Source organism: Rhizobium sp. 11_C7_N12_5 (assembly GCF_051811145.1).
In the GTDB taxonomy this organism is placed as follows: Bacteria; Pseudomonadota; Alphaproteobacteria; order Rhizobiales; family Rhizobiaceae; genus Rhizobium; species Rhizobium lusitanum.
Map to the genome: position 1 here is coordinate 2,454,865 of NZ_JBPWPY010000001.1, position 23,558 is coordinate 2,478,422.

Consider the following 23,558-nt stretch of genomic DNA (forward strand, 5'->3'; position numbering starts at 1 on the left):
AACCATTCGAAAATGAAGGGCAATCCGAGCGCAGGCCTCTGCAATCGCATCGTCCCTTCGACACCGAATTCCGAGGGGAAGTTCCTTGTCTCTTCTGCCGCAGCATAACCTGCCGAACACGATCGGCGGCCGCGATGCCCTCGAAGGCATCCGCGCTCAGATCCGCGACATGCGCACCGACAATATTGCCGTGCTCGCCAAGCGCGCCCGCGAACTCGGCGGCGTCATCCCGCTCTGGTTCGGCGAAGGCGACATCGTGACGCCGGCCTTCATCCGCGACGCCGCAAAGAAGGCGCTGGACGATGGTGCGACCTTCTACGTTCCGAACATGCGCGGCCTCCAGACGCTGAACGAGACGCTGTCCGAATATCAGACCCACTGGCATGGACGCCCCATTCCCATCGAACGCACCACGGTCGCTCCCGGCGGCATGCAGGCGCTCTACATGGCGCTGGAACTGCTCGTCGATGTCGGCACCAATGTCGTCTACGTGGCGCCGCAATGGCCAAACATTCATAACGCCATCCATTTGATCGGTGGTGAGCCCCGGTCTGTATCGCTCGATTTCGACACCGATTGGCGCCTCGACCTCGACAAGCTCTTTGCGCGCTGCGATGCCCGCACCCGAGCGATCTTCCTGTCGACCCCCTCCAATCCGACCGGCTGGACGGCATCCCGCGAGGAGATGCAGGCCCTGCTCGATTTCAGCCGTCGTACCGGCATCTGGATCATCTCCGACGAGGTCTATGCCCGCCTCTATTTCGAGGGCGAAATCGCGCCCTCGATCCTGCAGATCGCCGAAGACGGCGATCGTGTGATTGCCATCAACAGCTTTTCGAAGGCATGGGCGATGACCGGCTGGCGCGTCGGCTGGCTGACGCATCCGTCGGCGATTGCCGACCAGCTCGGTGCGATGACGCAATATATCAACAGCGGCACATCGGCCATGGTCCAGGCGGGAGCAGCGGCGGCACTGCGCGAAGGCGAGCCGCTGGTTGCCGAGATCCGCGGCAGGATCAAGGCCGGCCTCGACCTTGCCTACGAGAAATTGCCGCAGATACCGGGCATGATCCTGCCGGAAAAGCCGCGTGGCGGCATGTATGCCTTCTTCGCGCTGCAGGGAGAAGCCGATGCGACCGTACTTTGCGAGCGCATTCTGGAGACGGCGCGCGTCGGCCTAGCGCCCGGATACCATTTCGGTGAATCGTCCCGCGCCTTCCTGCGCATGTGCACCTTCCGCGAAACAGAACAGATGCGTATCGCCCTCGACCGCATGGTCGATGCGATGACATGACACGGCCGCCCAGGCGGGCGGGCGGGAATACCCGCGGGTAAGAGGAATGCCCGCAGCCATAACCAGAGGGAGACTAAGAAAATGCATATTACTCGTCGCAGTCTGCTGGTCCTTGCGACCGCCGTTGGCCTCGCCGGCGGAAGCCACTTCGCCTATGCCGCCGATGTGCTGAATGTCGGCTCCTATCCGAACAATCCGCCATTCGAATACAAGACCGCCGAGGGCGGTTTCGAGGGCTTCGAGGTCGACATCGTCACCGAAGCGGCCAAGCGCGCCGGCATGACGACCAATATTGCCGACTACGGCTTCCAGGCCCTGTTCGCGGCAACGAGCTCCAAGCGCATCGACGTGGCGATCTCGTCCATAACAATCACGCCGGAACGTCTGAAGTCGCAATCCTTTACGCAGCCCTATTACGATTCCGACATGGGCGTCGCCGCCAAGGAAAGCAGCGCGATCAAAAACCTTGCCGATCTCAAGGGCAAGGCCGTCGGCGTGCTGTCGGGCTCGACGGGCGAAAAATGGGTCAACGACAACAAAGCCGCCCAGGGCTTCGCCGACGTCAAGGGCTACAACTCCCAGCAGGACATGTTCCTCGATCTCGGTGCCGGCCGCATTGACGCCGTCGTCAGCGATATCCCAGGCATGCAGTATCTCTTCGTCAAGACGAAGGGCTTTGCCATCAAGGATCGCATCAAGACCGGCGAACAATACGGCCTGATGATGACCAAGGATTCGCCGCTCGTCGGTAAGATCAACGATGCCATCACCGCGATGAAGAAGGACGGCACGCTGGAAAAGATCCACGAAAAGTGGTTCGGCAGCAAGGCGCCCGCCGGCTCCTCCACCGTCACCGAACTGCCCATCCCCAAGGCGTGATCAAAAGATCATCTACGAAATAGCGCTTACGCCGGCCATTGCGGCCGGCGTAAATGTAAGGAAATCCTATCTTCGTCTCGTACACGGGAGTGCCAATGTCTTTCGTCGATACCTTCTTCAATTCCGACGTCATGATCTCGGCTTTCCCTCAACTGCTGCGCGGGCTTTGGATGACCATCGCGCTTGGCGTGGTCAGCATCGTCATCGGCGTCTCTGCCGGCCTCATCGTCAGCCTGATCCGCCTCTATGCGCCGAAGCCGCTCCAAATGCTGATGATTGCCTACATCGACATCATGCGCGCCATGCCGATGCTGGTCGTGCTGATCCTGATCTATTACGCGCTGCCCTTCGTCGGCATCAGCTTTTCGGCCTGGTGGTCGGCGATCCTCGGCTTTTCCATCGTGCTGGCTGCCTACTCGGCTGAGGTCTTCCGCTCAGGCATCGAAAGCGTGCCGCGCGGCCAGTTCGAAGCCGCCGCCGCCCTCGGCATCCCGTTCCTGATCACGCTCTACAAGGTCGTGCTGCCGCAGGCGGTGCGGATCGTCATTCCGCCGACGACCAGCAACTGCGTCTCCATGTTCAAGGACACGTCGCTTGCCTCGACCGTTGCGCTGCCGGAACTTCTGAAAGAGGGGCAGAACGCTCAGGGCTTCTACGCCAATCCCTCGCCGCTGATCATGGCCGCACTGATCTACATCATCCTGCTCTGGCCGATGGTGCGTCTCGTCAGCGTGCTCGAAAAGAGGTTCAAAAGCGAGCGGGCCCGATAGAGCCGGCCATCAATCGAAGTCACCGCCTGAAAGGTGGTTGCTCACCGACGACTTTACCGCGCCGATATCCTGCCAGAGCTCGCTGACGATGGCGGGATCGACATCCGCCATCATATCGCGCAGCCAGCCTTCATGGGCGACAGCCATGGCGCCGAAGATCGTCTCGCCCTTCGCGGTCAGCTTCGCGACCGTCACACGCCGGTCGCCGTCAGGCGTGACGCGCAAGACCAGCCCGTCCGTTTCCAACCGCTCGACCAAGCCTGTGACATTGCCGTTGGTGACCATGGTGCGCTTGGAAAGCTCGCCGAGGCGCAGGCCGTCGCGTTCGCGATAGAGCTGCGCCATCAGGTCGAATTGCGGCAGGGTCGCGCCGAACTCGTTGCGCAGCCGGCGACGAATTTCCTGCGAGACCAGCTTGGTGGTCGACAGCATGCGCAGCCAGAGTCGCAGCTCCTGCTTTTTGCCTTCCTGCGCTCCCTGAACAATGATTTCCAGGTCGACGGCTGCACTCTCAGGCTCTGTCATCACGTCAGCTAAACCCACCGCTTTGCATTGCTTATATGAACGATCTAGGGGCCGACATTTGAAATGTCAAAGGTTTACACGTCAAGTCCGTTGGTCGTCACTTGGCCAGCATTTTCCCCAGCATGAAACCGGAACCGGCGCCGGTGCCCGCGCCGGGCCAGGTGGAGGCTCCACACATGAACAGCGACCCCACAGGCGTCCTGTAGCGCGAGTAGCCCGCGACGGGTCGGAACAGGAAGTTCTGGTCGAGGTGATGGCTGCCGGAGAGATTGTCGCCGCCGATGAGATTCGGGTTCTCCCGTTCGAGATCGAGGGGCGAAAACACGGATCGTCCCAGTATCTTGCCGCGCAGGCCGGGCGCGTAGCGCTCGACGATATCGAGAACGCGTTCTGCGTAGACATCCTTGATCTCGTCCCAGTTCGCACCGCTGATTTCCCCCGCGGCATCGCCGCGGAATTCCGCCGGCAGGACACGCACCTGGATCCAGAGCACATGCTGCCCGGTCGGAGCGCGCGACGGGTCGATGGCCGTCGGCTGTCCGACGACAAGGGCCGGCTCGGCGGGTAACAAGCCGCCCATCGCCTCGGCATAGACGCGCGACATCATCTCGAGATCTGGCGCTATATGGACATAGGCGAAATTCTGGAGCGCCTTGCCCGCCGTCCAGTCCGGAAGCCCCGATAGCGCCAGGTGGATCATCATCGTCCCTGGACCAGCCCGGAAGCGCGAGACTTTGTTATCGAATTCCTGGCGCGACGGCTCCCGATCGAGAAGCTTGCCGAACAGGATCTGCGGATGGACATTGGCAATGACGGCGCGCTTGGCTTCATAGCGACGGCCGTCGGCGAGGATGACGCCGGTCGCCTTCCTACCTGACGTCACGATCTTGTCGACGCGCGTCCCGAGCATAAGTTCGCCGCCCTTGCTCTTCAGCACGGCCGCCATCGCCTTGACGATCGTATCGGCCCCGCCCTTGCCGATCACCATGCCGAAAGCCTGGTTGGCCATGGATTCGAGATAGGGAAACAGCGCGCCACCGGCGACATCGGGCGCGAAGTCGAGATGTAGTCCCCAGGCAGCCATCATCGTCTTGAGCTTGGCGTTCTGGAAACGGGCGTCGAGAAAGTCGCGCGGCGAGGCAAATAGCATGCGCGCCGTGTCGTACAGCCAGCCGCTTCCCTTTTCGCGCCATGCCTTCCAAACGACCCTGGCGGCCGCCATCGAAGGCATCGGCGAACCGAGCAGGCCGAAGATATGAGGCGCATCCGCGCCGAACTCCGACAGCATGTGCCGCCACGCAGCTGCGTCCTGCGGCGATATGTCGGCGATGGCGCCGGTGGTCTTTTCGAGATCGGTGCTGACGCCGAGAAAGGTGCCGTCGCGAAAGACGCTGGCAAAGCAATCCGCCGCGGGCACGAAATTGAGACCTTCGGCAGAAAGCTCGTTCTTGTATTGCGCAAAAAAGGCCGAGCCGGCGAACATGGAGAGGTTCATGGCACAGAGATCGTGGCGGAAGCCCGGCAGCGTCACCTCGCGGGTTTTCACCGCTCCACCCGGCTCGGCATTGCCCTCGATGACGGCAACCTTCCAGCCCTTCGCCGCCAGATGCACCGCCGCTGCCAGGCCATTGTGGCCCGCCCCCACTATGATCGCATCATAGCTCATCGATTGCCCCTCTTTCGCCGGTGATTATTATTGTCACATGCATACATCTTGAGTTTTAAGCTTCAAGTACCAATCAACGCGAATCGTAAAGAAAAGAAACAATCTTGAGTAGTATAATCGCAATCAACCTCAGAGATTCACGTTTAGTTTCAGCGCCTTACAAACACCCGCTAGCCCGCCGGATATGGGTCAATTTTGGGCCTGGAGACCATGCCGGAATGCTTGCAATATCATATATTGTAACATAGGCTCCCTTCATTCCGCCGCCGCGCGGACCCGGTGCCTGGAGGAAAGGCACCCCTGCGCATGGCGATGAAGGCTTCAAGCTCGATCCTGGACGGAAGGCCCGCAATGCGACTCTTCGCATGGGATCAGGCGACAACAAGGGGAACGCTACTTATGACCGCCACCACACTTTCCAGCCTGGCCTCGGCCCTGCTTTCAGGCTCCATCAAGGTCGTCGATCTCACAGCGCCGCTCGGCCCTGAAACACCGGTACTCTACCTGCCACCACAGTTCGGCAAGAACACGCCGTCGGTCAAGGTCCATACGATCTCGGAATATAACGAGAACGGCCCCTTCTGGGCCTGGAACTGGCTGGAACTCGGCGAACATACTGGCACGCATTTCGACGCCCCCTGCCACTGGATCACCGGCAAGGACAATCCGAACAACACGACCGACACCATACCGACGCAGAATTTCGTCGCACCGGTCAACGTCATCGACCGGTCGAAGGAAGCCGCCGCCAATCCGGACTATCTGCTGACGGTTGACAGCATCAAGGAATGGGAAGCACAGAATGGCGCGATCGAGGCCGGCAGCTGGGTGCTGCTGCGCACCGACTGGTACAAGCGCAACGGCTCGACGGAAACCTTCCTGAACGCCGATGAGAGCGGCCCGCATTCTCCCGGCCCGACCGCCGAGGCGATCGAATATCTTCTGACCAAGAGCATTATCGGCTGGGGCTCGGAAACCATCGGTACCGACGCCGGTTCCGCCGGCGGAATGAACCCGCCCTTCCCGGCCCATAACCTCATGCACAAGGCCAACCGCTATGGCCTCGCCAGCCTCTCCAATCTCGATCAGCTCCCCGCCAAGGGCGCCGTGCTGATCGCCGCACCGCTGAAGTTCGTCAAGGGCACGGGTTCACCGGTCCGTGCGCTGGCACTTATCGCATGATAGGTTGGGAAGGCTGGACTCCAGGGGCGAATTAAGCTCCTCCTTTCCACACTCCTTGCCTATGAGGGGCAACGGCAATGGGCGATCATGACTACATCATCGTCGGCAGCGGCATAAATGCGCTTGTCGCGGCCGCAATGCTCGGCAAGAAGGGCCACAAGGTGCTCCTCCTCGAGCGCAACGACCGCATCGGCGGCTGTCTGCGCACAGAGGAGATCACCCAGCCCGGCTTCATCCACGACGTCATGGCGACGACCATGGTGCTGTTCCTCACCTCGCCGGCCTATAGCGCCATCGGCAAGGATCTCGAGGCCCGCGGCCTGGAATTTGCCCATGCCGACCTTCCCACAGGCGTGCTGAGGCCGGATGGCTCGCATGTGATCTTTTCCAAGGACAGGCGACGGAACATCGCCACCTTCGATGAATTGTCGCTCGGCGACGGGCAGACCTTCTCTCGCGAGATGGACGCGCTCGCCGCCGATGCCCCCTTCCTGTTTTCCCTGCTCGGTGGTGCACTCTGGTCGGGATCGACCCTGAAAAACGTTGCCGGCCAAGGCTGGAATCGCGGCCTGCGCAAGCTTGCGGCCTGGTTCGGTGAAGCCCTGACACCGGCCCGCGGCTATCTGGAGACCAGCTATCGCTCCGAGGATATTCATGCGCTCTGGGCACCCTGGGTCCTGCATTGCGGCCTCGGGCCCGAAAGCGCCTATTCCGCCGAAATGCTGAAGGTCATCGGCTTTGCGCTGGAGCTTGGCGGCGCGCCGATCGTCAAGGGCGGTGCGGGAACATTGCTGACGGCCTTCGAACGGCTGATCAAGGATAATGGCGGCGAGATCCGCATCAGCGCCGACGTCGAAGCCATCATTCCCGGCGCCAATCGCCGCGCCGACGGCGTGCGCCTTGCAGGGGGCGAAACGCTGAAAGCCAAGGCCGGCGTGATATGTTCGGTAACGCCCAACCAGCTCTACGAACGGCTGATGAAGGACTGGCCCGACCCGCTGCCGACAGAGATCAAGGCCGGCGTTGCGAGCTATCGCTACGGCAAGGGCGACATGCAGATCCACTATGCCCTCTCCGCGCCGCCGCGCTGGAAGGCCGATGCCGAGCTCGGCAAGGTGGCGCTGCTGCATCTGACGCCTGGTCTCGACGGTGTCTCCCGCGCCGCCAATGAATGCGAGCGCGGACTGCTGCCAGCTGAACCCACTGTCTGCGTCGGCCAGCCCGCCTCCCTCGATCCCAGCCGCGCACCGGAGGGTAAATCGATCCTCTGGCTGCAGCTTCCCGAAGCGCCGCGCCATATCAAGGGAGACGCCGCGGGCGAGATCGCAACGCCGAAGGACGGCTGCTGGACGGAAGAGGTGCGCGAGCGCTATGCCGACCGCGTCGAGGCGCTGCTCGAAAGCCATATCGAGAATTTCTCCGGTATAAAGCTCGCGCGGCGCGCCTATTCGCCGGGTGATCTGGAAGCCATGAACGTGAACCTTGTCGGCGGCGATCCCTATGGCGGCTATTGCGGCCTGGACCAGTTTTTCATCTGGCGCCCCTTCAAGTCATCTGTTAACCACCGCACCCACATATCAGGCCTATACCATATCGGCGCCTCGGCGCACCCGGGAGCCGGGCTCGGCGGAGGCTCAGGCTTCCTCCTCGCATCATCGCTGAAGTAACACGTTTCAGGAGGAGTATCGTCGATGGAGGAGCGATTTTCAGGCACTGTTTTAAGGCGTAGTCGGGAGGAGCCCGTAAAACGTCCGACCATGGGCGAAATAGGCCTCAATCACTTCGCGCCCTATCTGATGAACCGGTTGATGGCCCGCTGGAACGCCAACCTGTCGGACGAGCTGCGCGAATACGACATGACGACCGCCAAGATGCGGGCGCTTGCCGTGCTCAGCGTCTCCTCCAGCGTTACGATCAACGAACTCTCCGTCTTCGCCGTCACCGAGCAATCGACGATGAGCCGCACATTGGACTCGCTCGAGCGGCAGGGCTTCATCCGCCGCCAGCCACGCGCCGAGGACATGCGCATCCGCGACGTTTCCATCACCGAAGAAGGCCGCGCCGCCTTCGAGAAGGTGTGGCCGACCATGTACGACCTGTTCCTGCAGATGTTCGACGGCGTCGAGGAGGCCGAATATCGCGCATTTATTTCGACGCTGCACAAGGTGCTGCATAATATCAGGAAGCATGAGATTTGACGAGCAAAGCTGACGGCCAGCTACTCAGCCGACCAATCCTTCGGAAACATTTGTCCTCCGTACAGCACACGTAAAATGCGCACGGTGTCTGCTTCGACAATAAAAGCGATCGATGCACGGTGCTCGAAACCTATGACTCTGACACCCGGGAAAAGGTCATCTCTGACGGTGCCACGCTCAGGAAAAATTGCAAGTGAGCGACATGATGCTTCCATTCGGTCGATATAAGCACCAGCGACCCTATGATCGGCTTGTTTGGCAATATAACTATAGAGCGCCTTCAAATCGGCTCGTGCTGCCGGTCTGAAAACAATCTTATAAACCACGCTTGTCGGTTCTCACCTGTTCCAGATGATAAGCGCGCAATTCAGCAAAGACATCATCAACCGGAATATCAGGGGCAGGATCCTCCAGTGCTTCACGAATCTTGGCGCGAACGACCGCATTCACTGCAGCCTCCTCACGATCAAGAGCCCGAAGCGCAGCCCTGATAACTTCGCTGGCAGATTCATATGCGCCTGTCTCAAGACGCTCATCCAAAAGATGCTGCTGCTTTCCGAGCGTGACAGTAATCGGCTTGCTTGTGCGCATGGCAGATATCCTCAATTCGCCCCATCATAGCACACAATTATTACACTGTAATACACCCTCTGCCGTTCACAACGTCTCTACAGTCTTCAGCGCCCCATCCAGCGCAGCCCCATTCTCGTCTAGCAACGCCGCCTGCCGCAACCGCTTCATCCAGGCGGCTCCATCCTCGCGGTCGCGCAGCATCGGCAGCGCCGACATCACCCGATCGAATTTCGACAGGCCGCGCGCATGCGTATCGGAATAGCCTTTGACCAGGCGGCGATTGTTCAGCACCTCGATGGCGAGATCGTAATTGACCGTAAGCAGGTTGGCCGCCGCCACAAGCCAGGCTTCGCGATGCTGGACCTCGCGCATGTGCCGCAGCGTGCCGCGACGGGTGCGGCGCAAGGCCGAGACAATATAGAGGCTGAGGAACCAGAAGAGCGTTCCTGTCTGCACACGGCGGCCCTTGTTGACCATGCGATCGAGACGGTCGAAGAGCTTCGGCCGGTTTTCGATCCAAAGGCCGAGACCCTTCGGCATCGTGCCGCAGACTTCCTCCATGCGCGGATGCATGTACTCGGTCATATAAACGATCTGATCGTCCTTGGCGCCGACCTCCTTGCGCACCCGCTCGAAGCGCGATGCGCGCACCTTGAGATCGGCAACGCGGATGACATCGTCATAGGCCATGGCCACCGCAAGATATTTTGCGGCCTGCACGGTAAACGCAAAGTCTTTGTCCGCTCCGCCGGCTTTGCGGTCGAGCGCATGGAGAGCCGCCACGCGGCTCAGATATTCATCAGCATAGGCCGGGTCCTGATAGTCGGTCAGCCTCTTGGCGCCGGCAAACAGCAGCGGGCGAGCCGCTTCCGGAAATTCGACGCGGATGCGATTGACCAGCCGATCCAGTGCCGGGTGGCCGGCCGTCTCAGGCAGAACGTCGAAATGCTTCGTCGGCGTTGCGGAAACCGCATCACGCGGTTTGTCCTTGACCCGGTCGAAGGCGGCGTTGAACGCCTTGAGGCTCGGCTCGATACCCTTGCCGCCGGCCCGGATCATCGCTTCGAAAGCCTGCTTTGCGAAAGGAAGCGCCCCCGAACCAGCCAGAGCGCCGAACATGGAAGCCGAAATGACGCTGCCGTTCTTGATGGCCAGCGTCTCCATATCGAAGGCGATGGTGCGCTTGGCGGCGAAATCCGTTGCTTCGACCACGATTTCGGGATTGCCGATGCCGTCGCCCGGCTTTTCCTTCTCGCCGACCGCGAAGGAACGATGCGTCGAAGCGATCAGCACGGTCTTGTCTGGCGTAACCAGACCGCGCAGGACGGAGCGGCCGGCCTCCATCAACTCCGCCGCCATGACGACATCGACATCGCCAGGCGTCGGCATCAGCGAAAAGATCGGCGCGTGACCGTCCCTCGCCGGCAGCATCTCGATATAGTAGATCGTCGCGCCCGTTCGCTGCGCCACGCCGGGCACAGACGTCGTCTGCGCCATCCAGCCTTCGGCTTCCGCAAGACCGACGATCCAGTCGGCCAGCACGCCGCCGCCCTGCCCGCCCATGGCGAGAATGGCAAGCGACAATGGCTTGTCCGTCGAAAGGCGGCTGGCGCCGAGGTCACTCATGCTCACATGCTCGTTCATATCGCCCTCTCAATCCGAAAAGACGATGCGGCCGGCGCGGCGACGCGCCTGCAGCCAGCCGATCACGGCGGAACGCAAGCGGGCGGCGAAGCGGTCCCAACCCGTGGGGTTATGAATAATATCGGCGCGATAGAAGGAGGGACAGAGCACCGCAGCCTCCGCGACTTCGCCGCAATTGCCGCAGCCGACGCAATTATTGTCGATCGCCGCCACCGGATCATCCTTCAGCGGATCGTCGGTATGCTTGACCGACAGCGACGGACAGCCGGAAAGCCGGATGCAGGCGTGATCGCCGGTGCAGACATCCTCATCGACGCCGAAACGCTCCTTAACGATGCGCTTGCCGTCCTTGACAGCCTTGGCAAATTGCGGCTTCACGCGGCGCTGCTTGTTCAGCATGCATTCCGAGGAAGCGACGATGATCTTCGGCCCCGGCTCCTTCGAGGTCAGCGCCTCGCGCAGCGTGTCACGCATCTTGGCGACATCATAGGTGCGGTCGATCTGGCGGACCCAGGTCGCGCCGATGCCCTTGACCGCATTGACGATGGAATTATTGGTCTTGCGGCGCGGGTTCAACGCACGTGATGACGGGATGTCCTGCCCGCCAGTCGCGGCCGAATAAAAATTGTCGACAACGAGGATGACGCCGTCCTGCTTGTTGAAGACGGCATTGCCGACGGAAGTCGCCAAACCATTGTGCCAGAAGCCGCCATCGCCCATGACCGAGATCGCGCGCTTGTCGGCGGCGACATTGAAGGCCGAGGCCGCCGCCGGGCCGAGACCGTAGCCCATGGTCGTACTGCCCAGGTTGAACGGCGGCAGGATCGAGAACAGGTGGCAGCCGATATCGCCGGAGATGTGGTGCTGGCCGAGTTCGCCCTCTACCATCTTCATCGCGGCGAAGATCGGCCGCTCGGGACAGCCAATGCAGAAGCCCGGCGGGCGCGGCGGCACGACTTCGGCGAGCGCCTTGATCTTCGGATCGTTGAGGATCGGCGACGGGTCCGGCAGTGGCGGCTGGTTGCCGAGCAGCACGCGCTGATGTGTCTCCAGGAAATTCTTGATGCCCTTCATCAGGACAGGCGCGGTATATTCTCCGCCCATCGGCAGGACATCCTTGCCGGAAATCTTCGTCTGGATATCGCGGCGCCGCAGGATGGTGTTGAGCGACTGCTCGATATATTCGGGCGCACCCTCCTCGACCAGCAGAACCGCTTTCTTATTGGCGCAGAACTCGGCCATCTGATCGTCGATCAGCGGATAGGCGACGTTCAGTACGTAGAGCGGCACGGCGGAATTGCCGTAGACATCGGCAAGGCCGAGCTGCTGCAGCGCCCGCATGACGCCGTTATAGGCACCACCGAGCAGGATGATGCCGACCTCGCCTTCCGACGGACCGAAATACTCGTTGAGCTGGCGCCTCTTAATGAACTCGACGGCAGCCGGCCAGCGTTTCTCCAGCTTTTCCTTCTCATGCAGGAAAGAGGCAGGCGGCAGCACGATGCGGTTGACGTCACGGATCGGATTTTCCAGCGCCTGCTTCAACGTATAGGCCGGCCGCTTGTTGTCCTTGGCGACGAACTGGCCGTGCACATGACAGCTGCGAATGCCGACCTGCAGCATGACGGGCGTATTGGAGGCCTCCGAAAGCTCGAAACCCTCCTCCACCGCCCGCACGATCGACGGCAGGTTCGGGCGCGGGTTGAGCAGCCACATCTGCGATTTCATCGCATAGGCATGGCTGCGCTCCTGCATGATCGAGGAGCCCTCACCGTAGTCTTCGCCGATAATGATCAGCGCACCGCCGGTGACCCCACCCGAGGACAGGTTGGAGAGTGCATCGGAGGCGACATTTGTCCCCGCCGTCGATTTCCAGGTGACGGCGCCGCGCACCGGATACATCACGGAGGCCGAAAGCATGGCGGCAGCCGCCGCTTCCGATGCCGAGGTCTCGAAATGGACGCCGAGATCCTCCATCACATCCTTGGCGTCGGCGAGCACATCCATGAGATGGGAGATCGGCGAGCCCTGATAGCCGCCGACATAGGACACGCCGGATTGCAGGAGTGCCTTGGTGATCGCGAGAATACCCTCGCCGCGGAAGATATCGCCTTCCCCGAGCTTCAGATCCTCGACCTCGCGCGCAAAAGACCGCTCGGCCATAGACGTTACCCCTTTGCCCTATGGGCTTCTTTTAAATCATTTGCAAAATCATATTTTGAACTTCCTCGAGCTGTCAACGAACAAATATGAGACTTCGGGGGTTGATTGGCGCTCAAGCCGCAGAAATGTGCCGTCCGATTCCGAAAACGCCCCGAAGAAATCGTGGGTGAAAGCGCATATATATGCAAATGCATGAAATATGGGCGCATTACGAGGCGCGCTGAAAAATGAAGGCCTGGATTTTGTGAGACGCTCAGAGAAAGCGCTTGCCGCTCCGAAATACTTATTTTAGGATTAAAACATTCCGACAATAAATCGCCAGCGGCAGGCGGGCGTCATGCTTTTCTGCCGCTTAACAGGGGAACGGAGTGACCATGACAACGCTTACTCGGCGCGAGGCCTTGAGCCTCGGCGCAGCCGCATTCATTACTGGGATTCTCGCGGGCAGGACACATGTGGAAGCCGCCGAAGCCGGCACGCTGACCATCGCTTACAACGTCAACCTACCTTCTTTCGATCCGACCACAGGACCGTCGGCGGTCAATCCGTCGATCCAGGCGATCTATCGCTCGGTCTTCGACCAGTTCATCGCCCAGGGGCCGGACTTGAAATTCCAGCCGGGCCTTTTGACCGCCTGGGGCTGGAACGACGACAAGACCAAGGTTTGGATGGACGTTCGCGAGGGCGTTACCTGGCATGACGGCTCCAAGTTTACGCCCGACGACATCGTCTGGTCACTGGAGCGCGCCGCCAAGCAGGAAACCGGCAACCCGATCCAGTTCATCTGGTCGACGGCCAATAATTATAAGGTGGAAGGCAACCGTATCACCGGCGATGTCGTTCGCTTCGAACCCACTTACTTCAAGTGGATGGCTTTCCTCACCGGCTATGTCCTGCCGAAGGACTATTATACCAAAGTGGGCGCACAAGGCTTCGAGAAGAAGCCTGTAGGTACCGGCCCCTATATGGTCGACGCCTATGAGGGCAATTCCTATCTGCGCCTGAAGGCGAACCCCAACTATTTCGGCGGCAAGCCGGCCTTCGATACGGTCATCTTCAAGTTCGTGCCCGACACCACGAGCCGCGTCGCCGAAATCGAATCCGGCTCGTCGGATGTGACGCTGGAAATCCCCTATGAGGATTTCGACCGGCTGAGGAAGAAGTCCGGACTTGCAGGCGTTGCCACGCCGATCTCGGATATCGGCATGATCTTCATCAGCAACGTCGACCCGATGCTCGACAAGAACGTCCGTCTCGCTGCCAACCTGGCGATCGACAAGGAAGCGATCATCAAGCGTCTGCTGCGCGGCTACGGCAAGCCGCTTTCGACGCTGGAAGCGCCGGAATACGAAGCCTACGACGCCTCGATCAAGATCCCCTATGATCCGGAACAGGCGAAGAAGCTATTGGCGGCCAGCGGCTATTCGCCGGCAAAGCCAGTCAAGTTCGGCATCAAGACGACCCGCGGCTTCAAGCCGAAGGATTACGAGATGATCCAGGCGATCGTCGGCATGTGGCGCAAGGTCGGCATCGAAGCGGAAATCGAAGTCTACGAAATCGCCAAGCATTACGAACTGCGCGCCGCCCACCAGCTCGGCCCCGCCGCCTTCTACAACTGGGGCAACGCCATCGGCGACCCCACGACCTCGACCGGCTTCGCCATGTTCGGCCCCTCGCCGCACTCGGCCTGGAAGACCAAGGATGTCGACGACATGCTGGGTCCGCTCTGGGTGGAAAAGGACGAAGCGAAGCGCATCGCCGGCTGGAAGGCTGCAATCAAGTACATTGCAGAACAGGGCTATGTGATCCCGCTGCTGCAATATGTTCAGCCGATCGTCTATAAATCGAGCCTGAAGGTGACGCCGAACGTTTCCGGCGCGCTGCAGCCGACGCTGGTGTCGAAGGGGTGATCGTCCAGCTTTGAACGTGTAGCCCGGCCCCTCACCCTAGCCCTCTCCCCGTTTTGACGGGGAGAGGGGACGATCTTTGTATCCTCGCCGGAACATGTCGTTAGGGGTAGGCTGTAGGTGCGTCTTCCCTTCTCCCCGTCAAAACGGGGAGAAGGTGCCCGACAGGGCGGATGAGGGGCTTGGGGCTCTCCATCACCACCAGCCGTGCGATCGGAATTCATAACGAATGATAGCAGTCTCCATTCTCAACCGCCTGATCATGGCCGCCGCCACGCTCTTCGGCGTGGCGTTGATCGTGTTCGTGCTCCTGCGGGTCGTGCCGGGCGATCCCATCGCCATGATGATCTCACCGGGCGCTAGCCCCGCCGATATCGCCGCGCTCCGCGCCCATTACGGCCTCGACGCAAGCCTGACCACCCAATTCGGCATCTGGCTGAAGTCGGTGCTGGCGGGTGATTTCGGCACCTCGATCTCGCTGAAACGCGATGTGTTATCGCTCTTGGGAGAGCGCCTGCCGGCGACGCTGGAACTGGCTTTTGCGGCCCTCGTACTCGCGGTCCTTCTCGGCGGCGCTGTCGCCATCATCGGCACACTCGCCCGCCGCACCATCCTCGAACCGATCCTCGACAGCCTCAACGGCCTCTTCCTTGCCGTGCCGGATTTCGTCTGGGCGCTGGCGCTGGTTCTGGTCCTCGGCGTGCTGTTTCCGCTCTTCCCGCTTTCCGGCCGCATCGATCCAAGCACGGACGTGCAATTCGCGACCCCCTTCTATCTCATCGAAAGCCTGCTCACCCTCCGCTTCCGCGTCTTTGCCGATATATCAGCCCATATGGTCATGCCGGTGCTGGCGCTCGGCCTGCCGTTGGCGGCCATCATCGCCCGCGTGCTGAAGGCCGCACTCTCTGAAGCCATGGTGCAGGACTATATCCTGCTCGCCAAGCTGAAGGGCATGTCCGACCTGCGGCTGGTGCTGCAGGAAGCGTTGCGTAACGCCGTCGGCCCGACCATTGCGCTCACCGGCGTACAATTCACTTTCCTGATCGGCGGCACCGTCATCGTCGAGCGCATCTTCGCCTATCCCGGCATCGGAAACATGGCGATCGACGCGGTCATCAACCGCGACCTGCCGCTCATCCAGGGGCTCGTCTTGGTCTTCGGCGCTCTCTTCATCCTCGTCAACCTGGCAGTTGACCTGCTGGTCGCGGCCTTCAATCCGAGGCTCGCCCATGGCTGACGTCATCTCGCCCGCCATGCCAAGCCCGCCCTCCAGAATGGCGAAACGGGTTCGGGCATTGCTCTCCGAGCCGAAGGTGATCTTCGGCGGCGGCTTCATCCTCATCCTGATCATTCTCGCTGTTTTCGCGCCCTATCTCGCGCCGAAGGATCCGCTGGAGCAGGATCTCATGTCCGGCACCTTGCCGCCGGTCTGGGTCGACGGCTCCGATCCAGGCTTCCTGCTGGGCACGGACGATCTGGGCCGAGACGTCCTGTCCCGCGTCATCTTCGGCACGCGTATCGCATTGACGGTCGCCTTCGTCGCGGCAGGGCTTGCGGCATTCATCGGCACGTTGCTCGGCCTTCTCGCCGGCTGGTATGGCGGATGGATCGACAAGGTGATCTCGCGCCTGGTCGATATCTGGATGGCCTTCCCGCCGGTGCTCTTGTCGATCCTGCTGGTCGCTGTCTTCGGCTCGGGCGTGCATTCGGTCATCGCCGCCATCGTCATCATCGACTGGACCCGCTTCTGTCGCGTCGTGCGCTCCGAAACCCAGGCGCAGGCGCAGATGGACTACGTGACAGCCGCCCATACGATCGGCTTTTCGCGGGCGAAGATTCTCTTCAGCGAGATCCTGCCCAATGTCATGCCGGTCCTGATCGCGCTTGTCAGCCTGGAGATGGGCATCGCCGTCATCGTCGAGGCCATCCTGTCCTTCGTCGGCCTCTCCGTCTCCTCGGACACGCCGACCTGGGGCGGCATGATCGCCGAGGGCAGGCAGATGATCTACCAAGGCTGGTGGGTGCTGGTCGTGCCGCTGATCGCCCTCTTCGCGACTGTACTTGCCTTCAATCAACTCGGCGACGGCCTGCGTCGCGCTCTCGATCCGGTAATGCGCCGATGACATCTACGCTTCTCTCCATAATGGGCCTCAGCGCCGTATCCGACCGCGAAGGCGGCGCGCCGATCCTGCGAGATGTCTCCGTCACGCTCGAGCGCGGCGAAGTGCGCGGCCTCGTCGGAGAAAGCGGCGCCGGCAAATCGACGATCGCGAAGGCCTTGCTCGGCATCCTGCCGCGCGGCGTTCGCATCACCGGCGGCTCCATCCTTTTCGAGAATCGCGATCTTCTCACTCTCTCCGCTAGGGAATTGCGCGATATCATGGGCAGCGACATCTCGCTGATCCCGCAGGACCCGCAGACGGCGCTCAATCCTGGCCGCCGCATCGAGGCACAACTGACCGATGGCCTGCGGCTGAAGCGGGGTATGTCGTCGCGCGATGCGAGACTGCGCGCGCTGAAATTGCTGGAAGAAGTGCATATCCGCGATCCCGAGCGCGTGCTGCGTGCCTATCCCCATGAATTGTCGGGTGGCATGCGGCAACGCATCTTGATTGCCGCCGCCTTTGCGCTGGAGCCGAAGCTGGTTGTCGCCGACGAGCCGACCACGGCGCTTGACGTCACCGTGCAGAAGCAGATCCTGCGGCTGATCCGCGGCCTGCAGGAGGCGCATGGCACCGCCGTCGTCTTCGTCACTCACGATCTCGGCGTCGTCGCCCAGATCTGTGACAGCGTTACCCTGCTCTATGCCGGCAAGGTCATCGAGCAGGGAAGCACAAGCGATGTCCTTGCGCGCCCGCAGCACATCTACACGAAATCGCTGCTGTCAGCCGGCCCGCGCTACGACCGGCCGGATGCCGGGCTGACGCCGGTGCCGCAGGCGGTCTTCGAGCAATTGCGCCGAGAGATCGGCATTCCGGAGGTCGGACGATGAGCACTTCCGATAATCTCATGTCGGCCAGAGGCATCGAGGTCACCTATGGCGCCAAGCGGCATCTTTTCGGACCACCGGGCCACGGCATCAAGGTGCTGCACGGCGTCGACATCGATATCCGCCGCGGCGAGACCGTCGGCATCGTCGGCGAAAGCGGCTCGGGGAAGACGACGCTCGGCCGTGCCCTTCTGCGCCTGGTCGACGTCTCCGCCGGCAGCATCCATTTCGACGGCGGGGACATCACGCATCTGCCGGATAGCGAAATGCGGCCGCTGCGCCGGCGCATGCAGATGATTTTCCAGGACCCTATGGCTTCGCTCAACCCGCGCCATACGATCCGCCGCATTCTGGTCGAGCCGCTGCTCCTGCACGGACTGGCCTCGGATCGCAAGGAGGCCGAACGCCGCGTCGCCAAAATCCTCGAGCGTGTGACGCTGCCTCAAGCGTGCCTCGACCGCAATCCGCACGAGCTTTCCGGAGGCCAGCGCCAGCGCATCGGCATTGCCCGCGCCGCCCTGTTGGAACCGGACTTCGTGCTCGCCGACGAGATCGTTTCCGGCCTCGACGTGTCGACCCAGGCGCAAGTGCTTAACCTATTGAAGGAACTGTCGCGAGACCTCGGCCTGTCCATGGCCTTCATCAGCCACGACCTCTCGGTCATCCGCGCTCTCTGCGACCGCGTCTACGTCCTGCGGCACGGCCGCATCGAGGAAGAAGGCGATTGCGAGCGCGTCTTCACCGAACCCGCTTCCGCTTATACCCGCATGCTGCTCGATGCGATTCCCCTGCCGGAAATCGACCCGCACTGGCTCGGCCGCGAAAGCCTGATTGAAGAAGCATCCAGTGCTTGAATAGTCGCCCGCAGGGGGGCGCAAAGCTGCCATTTTAACCGCAGCGAGCTGCGCGACGGCACCGGCAACAGAAGGGAAGCAATATGAAATACCCTGTGTCAGCAGCAACAAAAGCCACCGGGCTACCCGGACTTCGTGGTCACGACCATACAGGACTCACGGTACCGGATATGAAGCAGGCGATCGATTTCTTCGAGAATGTGCTCGGCTGCGAGGTCGTAATGTCATTCGGGCCGTTTGCCGACGATAAGGGCACATTCATGAAAGATCTGCTCGGCGTCGACCCCAAGGCTGAAATAAAGCAGATAACGCAAGTCCGCTGTGGCTTCGGATCGAACATCGAGCTGTTCGAATATTCGGCTCCCGATCAGCGAGATCTCCAGCAGAAGAACAGCGATGTCGGTGCATTTCATATCTCGCTGTACGTTGACGATATCGCTGCAGCAAAAGCCTATCTCGATAGCAAGAACATCGAAACGCGGCTGGGACCATTCACAATCAACGACGGTCCGGCAGCTGGCCAGTCGATCCTTTACTTCCAGGCACCATGGGGGCTGCAGTTCGAAGCAATCAGCTATCCGAAGGGCATGGCCTATGAAAAAAGCGCCAAAACACGGCTATGGAATCCAAAGAGCCCGAGCAAGTGAGATTTGGCGGGAAAACGACGTCCTGATCGAACCTCCGGCTATTTCAGGCGAAAGCGCTGTATCTTGCCCGATTCCGTCTTCGGCAAGGCGTCGACGAAAATGATCGAACGTGGATATTTATAGGGCGCAATGACAGTCTTGACGTGGTCCTGTAGCGCCTTGACCAGAAGCTGCGAGCCGCTCACACCCGGCATCAACACGACATGCGCCTGAACAATGCTGCCCCGATCCTCGTCCGGCTTGCCGATGACAGCGCATTCCAGCACATCGGCATGCGACAGAAGTGCCGCTTCGACTTCCGGTCCGGCAATATTGTAGCCGGCGGAAAGAATGATGTCGTCGGAACGCGCGGCGAAATGGAAATAGCCTTCGTCGTCCCGGATGAAGCTGTCACCGGTGATGTTCCAGCCATCCCGCACGTAATCGGCCTGCCTGTGGTCGGCGAGATAACGGCAGCCGATCGGCCCGCGAACCACCAGCTTGCCGATCGTGCCGCGCGGCACCTCGTTCATCTCGTCATCGACGATGCGCGCCTCATAGCCGGTCAGCGGCCTGCCCGTGCAGTTCGGCCTGGCATCATCGAGCCGATTGGAAATGAAGATATGCAGCAGCTCGGTCGAGCCGATCCCGTCGAGGATCGGCTTGCCGGTCTTGCGCGTCCACTCCTCGAAGATTGGCCCGGGCAGCGTCTCGCCAGCGGATACCGCGATGCGCAGCGAGGAGAGATCTGCCCCCTCTTCCATCGCCGCCAGCATGGCGCGATAGGCAGTTGGCGCGGTGAAGCTGATCGTCGCGCCATATTCCTGGATGATCTCGACCATGTTCTTCGGCGAGGCATTTTCAAGCAGAGCGGTTGACGCTCCGAAGCGCAACGGGAAGACGACCAGACCGCCGAGCCCGAAGGTGAAGGCGATCGGCGGCGAGCCGATGAAGACATCGTCTGGCGTGACCTGCAGAACTTCTTTCGCATAGGCATCGGCGATGATCAGGATATCGCGATGGAAATGCATCGTCGCCTTCGGCACACCCGTCGATCCCGAGGTGAAGCCGAGCAGCGCCACATCGTCGCGCCCGGTTTTCACCGCTTCGAAACGAACTGATTTGTTGAGGGCGATACGGTCGAGTTCGGCATCGTGATTGGCGGTGCCGTCAAAGCCGACCACCTGCTTCAGGAAGCGGCTGTCCTTGGCCGCGGCGACAAGCTCCTCAAGCAGCCTCGTATCGCAAAGCGCCAGCGAGATTTCCGCCTTGTCGATGACCTTCGAAAGTTCGCCCGCCCGCAGCATCGGCATGGTATTGACGGCCACGGCTCCGACCTTCGTCACCGCCAGCCAGCAGGCAATCATCGCCGGGTTGTTGCCGGAGCGGATGAGAACGCGATTGCCGGGCTTCACGCCGAAATTTTTGACAAGCGCATGGGCGATGCGGTTGGTCCAGTCCGCCAATTCCTTATAAGTGCGGCGGCGGCCGTTGCCGATCAGCGCCACATGATCGCCGAAACCTCGCTCGACCATCCGGTCGCTGAGTTCGAAGCCGGCGTTCAGCCATTCGGGATAGTCGAAACCATCCATCAGCAACTCGGGCCATTCGCCGAAGGGCGGCAGATTGTCTCGCGTGAATGTATCGGTATGACCGGTCGGTCCCAGCATCGCCTTGCTCCCGCATTCTTCTCGATCAAATCGCCAGGGCAGCCGCTTTCCCCTGCAGCCGTGTAGCGCGATAAAAAAGATCGCATCGAAGATCGAAATGTTCAAGCAAGAAATTTTAAGCCTAAAATATTTTTGGATTCTCTTTGATTTCAAAAGGCAATTTTGGAATTTTGAGCTATTGTGACTTTCTGCTGATCGCAGATTCCGGCAAGACAAGCCTTGACGAACGGTCACGACAAGATATTTTAAACTTAAATGATTTTGAGGCGACTTCGGTCGCATGAGGAGGGATAAGCGATGCGCATCGTCTGTATCGGCGGCGGGCCTGCCGGCCTCTACTTCGCGCTTCTCATGAAGAAGCTTCATCCCGAACATTCGATCCGCGTCGTCGAGCGCAACCGCCCCTATGACACCTTCGGCTGGGGCGTCGTCTTCTCCGATGCCACCATGATATCGATGCGCGAATGGGATCCGGAAAGTGCGGCCGAGATCGAGGACGCCTTCAACCATTGGGACGATATCGAAGTCCTGTTCAAGGGCACGCGTCAGCGCACTTCAGGCCACGGCTTCGTCGGCATCGGCCGCAAGAAGCTGTTGAATATCCTGCAGAAGCGCTGCGAGGCTCTCGATGTCGAACTGATCTTCGAGACCGACGTCAATTCCGATCTCGATTACCCCGATGCCGATCTCATCATCGGTTCGGACGGCCTCAATTCCCGCATTCGCAACCATTATCCGGAGGTCTTCCAGCCGGATATGATCACCCGGCCGAACCGCTATATCTGGCTCGGCACAAACAAGCAGTACGACGCCTTCACCTTCGATTTCCGCAGGACCGAGCACGGCTGGTTCCAGGCGCACATCTACAAGTTCGACGACAAGACCTCGACCTTCATAGTAGAGACCACCGAGGAGGCCTACCTCGCCCACGGTCTCGACCAGATGGATCAGGATGGCTCCATCGCCTTCTGCGAAAACCTGTTTTCCGAAGTGCTCGACGGCGCGTCGCTGATGACCAATGCGCGTCACATCCGGGGATCGGCCTGGCTGAATTTCAACCGGCTCATCTGCGGCAAGTGGAGCCATTTCAACGGCAATTCGCATGTTGTGCTGATGGGTGACGCCGCCCACACCGCGCATTTCGCCATCGGCTCCGGCACCAAGCTCGCCATCGACGATGCCATCGAACTAACCAGGCAGTTCCAGATCCACGGGCACGATAAGGACAAGATCCCGGCCGTTCTCGAAACCTACGAGGAAATCCGCCGCGTCGACGTCGCCCGCATCCAGAATGCCGCCCGCAACGCGATGGAATGGTTCGAAGTCGTGGGACGCCGCTATGCCGACACGCTCGAGCCACCGCAATTCATGTATTCGATGCTCACCCGCTCGCAGCGCATCAGCCACGAAAATCTGAGGCTTCGCGACAAGAACTGGCTCGAAGGTTTCGAGCGCTGGTTCGCGGAGAAATCCGGCCTCGCCGTCGGCAACGACCGCTGCCTGCCGCCGATGTTCACGCCCTATCGCCTGCGCGATGTCCAGCTCGTCAACCGCATCGTCGTCTCGCCGATGGCGATGTACTCGGCGGAAAACGGCATCATGAACGATTTCCACATCGTTCATCTCGGCTCGCGCGCGCTTGGCGGTGCAGGCCTGATCTTCGCGGAGATGACCTGCGTCACACCGGATGCACGCATTACCCCCGGCTGCCTGGGCCTCTGGAACGACGAACAGGTCGCGCAATGGAAGCGGCTCGTCGATTTCGTCCATGCGAGCAGCGCCGCCAAGGTCGGCATTCAGCTCGGCCATGCCGGACGCAAGGGCGCAACGAAGCTTGCCTGGGAAGGGATCGATCAGCCGTTGGCGGAAGGTGAATGGCCGCTGATCTCGGCGTCAGCTGTCCCCTACCTTAAGAACAGCCAGGTGCCGAAGGCCATGGACCGCGCCGATATGGATCGCGTCAGGGCCGACTTCATCCGCTCGACCGAACTCGCCGTCAAGACCGGCGCCGACTGGCTGGAGCTGCACTGCGCCCACGGCTACCTGCTGTCGAGCTTCCTGTCGCCGATCACCAACACGCGTGATGACGAATATGGCGGCAGCCATGAAAACCGTGCCCGCTATCCCCTTGAAATCTTCAAGGCCATGCGCGCGATCTGGCCCGCAGACAAGCCCATGTCCGTCCGCCTCTCCTGCCATGACTGGACCGATGGCGGCAACACGCCTGAGGATGCTGCGATCTTCGCGCGTCTGTTCAAGGAGGCCGGCGCCGATCTGATCGATTGCTCCTCCGGCCAGGTATCGAAAGAGGAAAAGCCTGTTTACGGCCGCCTCTTCCAGACACCCTTTTCCGATAAGATCCGCAACGAGATTGGCATTCCCACGATTGCCGTCGGCGCAATCTCGGAAGCCGACCACGCCAATTCGATCATTGCCGCCGGCCGCGCCGATCTCTGCGCCGTCGCCCGCCCGCATTTGGCCGATCCCGCCTGGTCGCTGCATGAGGCCGCCAAGATCGGCCTGACGTCCATTCCCTGGCCGAAGCAGTATCTCTCCGGTAAGACGCAATATGAAACCAACCTTGCCCGCGCGGCCACGACCGCGCCGGCGAAGTGAGG

Annotated in this window: 20 protein-coding genes; 13 read left to right on the forward strand and 7 right to left on the reverse strand. The window is 60.9% G+C overall.

Annotated features, from left to right (window positions below; all coding sequences use genetic code 11):
- Positions 1-85 precede the first annotated feature (85 nt).
- From AB8B29_RS12100 to AB8B29_RS12110, 3 genes are all read left to right on the forward strand, one after another.
- The gene (locus AB8B29_RS12100) at positions 86-1,294 is read left to right on the forward strand and encodes a pyridoxal phosphate-dependent aminotransferase (RefSeq protein WP_113118439.1); all 1,209 of its coding nucleotides are present in this window, start codon (positions 86-88) and stop codon (positions 1,292-1,294) included.
- 81 nt (positions 1,295-1,375) lie between these two features.
- Positions 1,376-2,173 carry an ABC transporter substrate-binding protein gene (locus AB8B29_RS12105; protein ID WP_047562327.1) on the forward strand — a complete coding sequence of 266 codons (798 nt, stop codon included), beginning with the start codon at positions 1,376-1,378 and terminating at the stop codon, positions 2,171-2,173.
- A 95-nt stretch (positions 2,174-2,268) separates the two neighbouring features.
- Positions 2,269-2,943 (forward strand): amino acid ABC transporter permease, encoded by a 675-nt coding sequence (locus tag AB8B29_RS12110; protein WP_037195322.1) that lies wholly within the window; start codon positions 2,269-2,271, stop codon positions 2,941-2,943.
- A gap of 9 nt (positions 2,944-2,952) precedes the next feature.
- Here the strand turns inward: AB8B29_RS12110 and AB8B29_RS12115 are convergent, their stop codons facing one another.
- Both AB8B29_RS12115 and AB8B29_RS12120 read right to left on the reverse strand, forming a co-directional pair.
- On the reverse strand, positions 2,953-3,468 hold the full coding sequence (locus tag AB8B29_RS12115; protein WP_037195324.1) for a MarR family winged helix-turn-helix transcriptional regulator: 516 nt from the start codon (positions 3,466-3,468) through the stop codon (positions 2,953-2,955).
- A 97-nt stretch (positions 3,469-3,565) separates the two neighbouring features.
- The gene (locus AB8B29_RS12120) at positions 3,566-5,134 is read right to left on the reverse strand and encodes a phytoene desaturase family protein (protein ID WP_047562325.1); all 1,569 of its coding nucleotides are present in this window, start codon (positions 5,132-5,134) and stop codon (positions 3,566-3,568) included.
- Positions 5,135-5,533: 399 nt separating this feature from the next.
- On the opposite strand from AB8B29_RS12120, the gene AB8B29_RS12125 reads away from it, so the two are divergent.
- From AB8B29_RS12125 to AB8B29_RS12135, 3 genes are all read left to right on the forward strand, one after another.
- A complete protein-coding gene (locus tag AB8B29_RS12125; protein WP_113118437.1) occupies positions 5,534-6,316 on the forward strand; it encodes a cyclase family protein in 783 nt (260 codons plus the stop codon).
- Between the two features lie 77 nt (positions 6,317-6,393).
- Entirely contained in the window at positions 6,394-7,983 is a 1,590-nt protein-coding gene (locus AB8B29_RS12130) for a phytoene desaturase family protein (protein ID WP_113118436.1), read from the forward strand.
- A 24-nt stretch (positions 7,984-8,007) separates the two neighbouring features.
- Complete coding sequence (locus AB8B29_RS12135; protein WP_037195331.1) at positions 8,008-8,514, forward strand: MarR family winged helix-turn-helix transcriptional regulator; 507 nt, start codon at positions 8,008-8,010, stop codon at positions 8,512-8,514.
- 20 nt (positions 8,515-8,534) lie between these two features.
- Here AB8B29_RS12135 and AB8B29_RS12140 read toward each other — a convergent pair whose 3' ends face one another.
- From AB8B29_RS12140 to AB8B29_RS12155, 4 genes are all read right to left on the reverse strand, one after another.
- Positions 8,535-8,840 (reverse strand): type II toxin-antitoxin system RelE/ParE family toxin, encoded by a 306-nt coding sequence (locus AB8B29_RS12140; RefSeq protein ID WP_081938715.1) that lies wholly within the window; start codon positions 8,838-8,840, stop codon positions 8,535-8,537.
- A complete protein-coding gene (locus tag AB8B29_RS12145) occupies positions 8,830-9,105 on the reverse strand; it encodes a type II toxin-antitoxin system ParD family antitoxin (protein ID WP_037195333.1) in 276 nt (91 codons plus the stop codon). The genes AB8B29_RS12140 and AB8B29_RS12145 overlap by 11 nt, the downstream gene beginning before the upstream one ends.
- Positions 9,106-9,171: 66 nt before the next feature.
- Positions 9,172-10,731 (reverse strand): indolepyruvate oxidoreductase subunit beta family protein, encoded by a 1,560-nt coding sequence (locus tag AB8B29_RS12150; RefSeq protein WP_112440491.1) that lies wholly within the window; start codon positions 10,729-10,731, stop codon positions 9,172-9,174.
- A 9-nt stretch (positions 10,732-10,740) separates the two neighbouring features.
- On the reverse strand, positions 10,741-12,894 hold the full coding sequence (locus tag AB8B29_RS12155) for an indolepyruvate ferredoxin oxidoreductase subunit alpha (protein ID WP_037195337.1): 2,154 nt from the start codon (positions 12,892-12,894) through the stop codon (positions 10,741-10,743).
- Between the two features lie 374 nt (positions 12,895-13,268).
- On the opposite strand from AB8B29_RS12155, the gene AB8B29_RS12160 reads away from it, so the two are divergent.
- The 6 genes from AB8B29_RS12160 to AB8B29_RS12185 all read left to right on the forward strand — a co-directional run bounded on the left by AB8B29_RS12160 (position 13,269) and on the right by AB8B29_RS12185 (position 19,291).
- Positions 13,269-14,804: an ABC transporter substrate-binding protein gene (locus tag AB8B29_RS12160; protein ID WP_037195342.1), complete on the forward strand. Its 1,536-nt coding sequence runs from the start codon at positions 13,269-13,271 to the stop codon at positions 14,802-14,804.
- A gap of 226 nt (positions 14,805-15,030) precedes the next feature.
- The gene (locus tag AB8B29_RS12165; protein ID WP_037195345.1) at positions 15,031-16,038 is read left to right on the forward strand and encodes an ABC transporter permease; all 1,008 of its coding nucleotides are present in this window, start codon (positions 15,031-15,033) and stop codon (positions 16,036-16,038) included.
- Complete coding sequence (locus tag AB8B29_RS12170) at positions 16,031-16,924, forward strand: ABC transporter permease (protein WP_051963388.1); 894 nt, start codon at positions 16,031-16,033, stop codon at positions 16,922-16,924. Before AB8B29_RS12165 ends, AB8B29_RS12170 begins: the two co-directional genes overlap by 8 nt.
- Positions 16,921-17,793, forward strand: coding sequence for an ABC transporter ATP-binding protein (locus AB8B29_RS12175; protein ID WP_037195347.1), 873 nt, complete (start codon positions 16,921-16,923; stop codon positions 17,791-17,793). The genes AB8B29_RS12170 and AB8B29_RS12175 overlap by 4 nt, the downstream gene beginning before the upstream one ends.
- Positions 17,790-18,644, forward strand: a complete 855-nt coding sequence (locus tag AB8B29_RS12180) for an ATP-binding cassette domain-containing protein (protein ID WP_037195351.1) — start codon at positions 17,790-17,792, stop codon at positions 18,642-18,644. Before AB8B29_RS12175 ends, AB8B29_RS12180 begins: the two co-directional genes overlap by 4 nt.
- Before the next feature lie 83 nt (positions 18,645-18,727).
- Positions 18,728-19,291, forward strand: coding sequence for a VOC family protein (locus AB8B29_RS12185; RefSeq protein WP_037195353.1), 564 nt, complete (start codon positions 18,728-18,730; stop codon positions 19,289-19,291).
- 38 nt (positions 19,292-19,329) lie between these two features.
- On the opposite strand, the gene AB8B29_RS12190 is transcribed toward AB8B29_RS12185, so the two are convergent.
- Positions 19,330-20,940, reverse strand: a complete 1,611-nt coding sequence (locus AB8B29_RS12190; protein ID WP_113118434.1) for an AMP-binding protein — start codon at positions 20,938-20,940, stop codon at positions 19,330-19,332.
- Between the two features lie 297 nt (positions 20,941-21,237).
- Between AB8B29_RS12190 and AB8B29_RS12195 the strand changes: the two genes are divergently transcribed.
- Positions 21,238-23,556, forward strand: coding sequence for a bifunctional salicylyl-CoA 5-hydroxylase/oxidoreductase (locus AB8B29_RS12195; protein WP_037195357.1), 2,319 nt, complete (start codon positions 21,238-21,240; stop codon positions 23,554-23,556).
- Positions 23,557-23,558 lie beyond the last annotated feature (2 nt).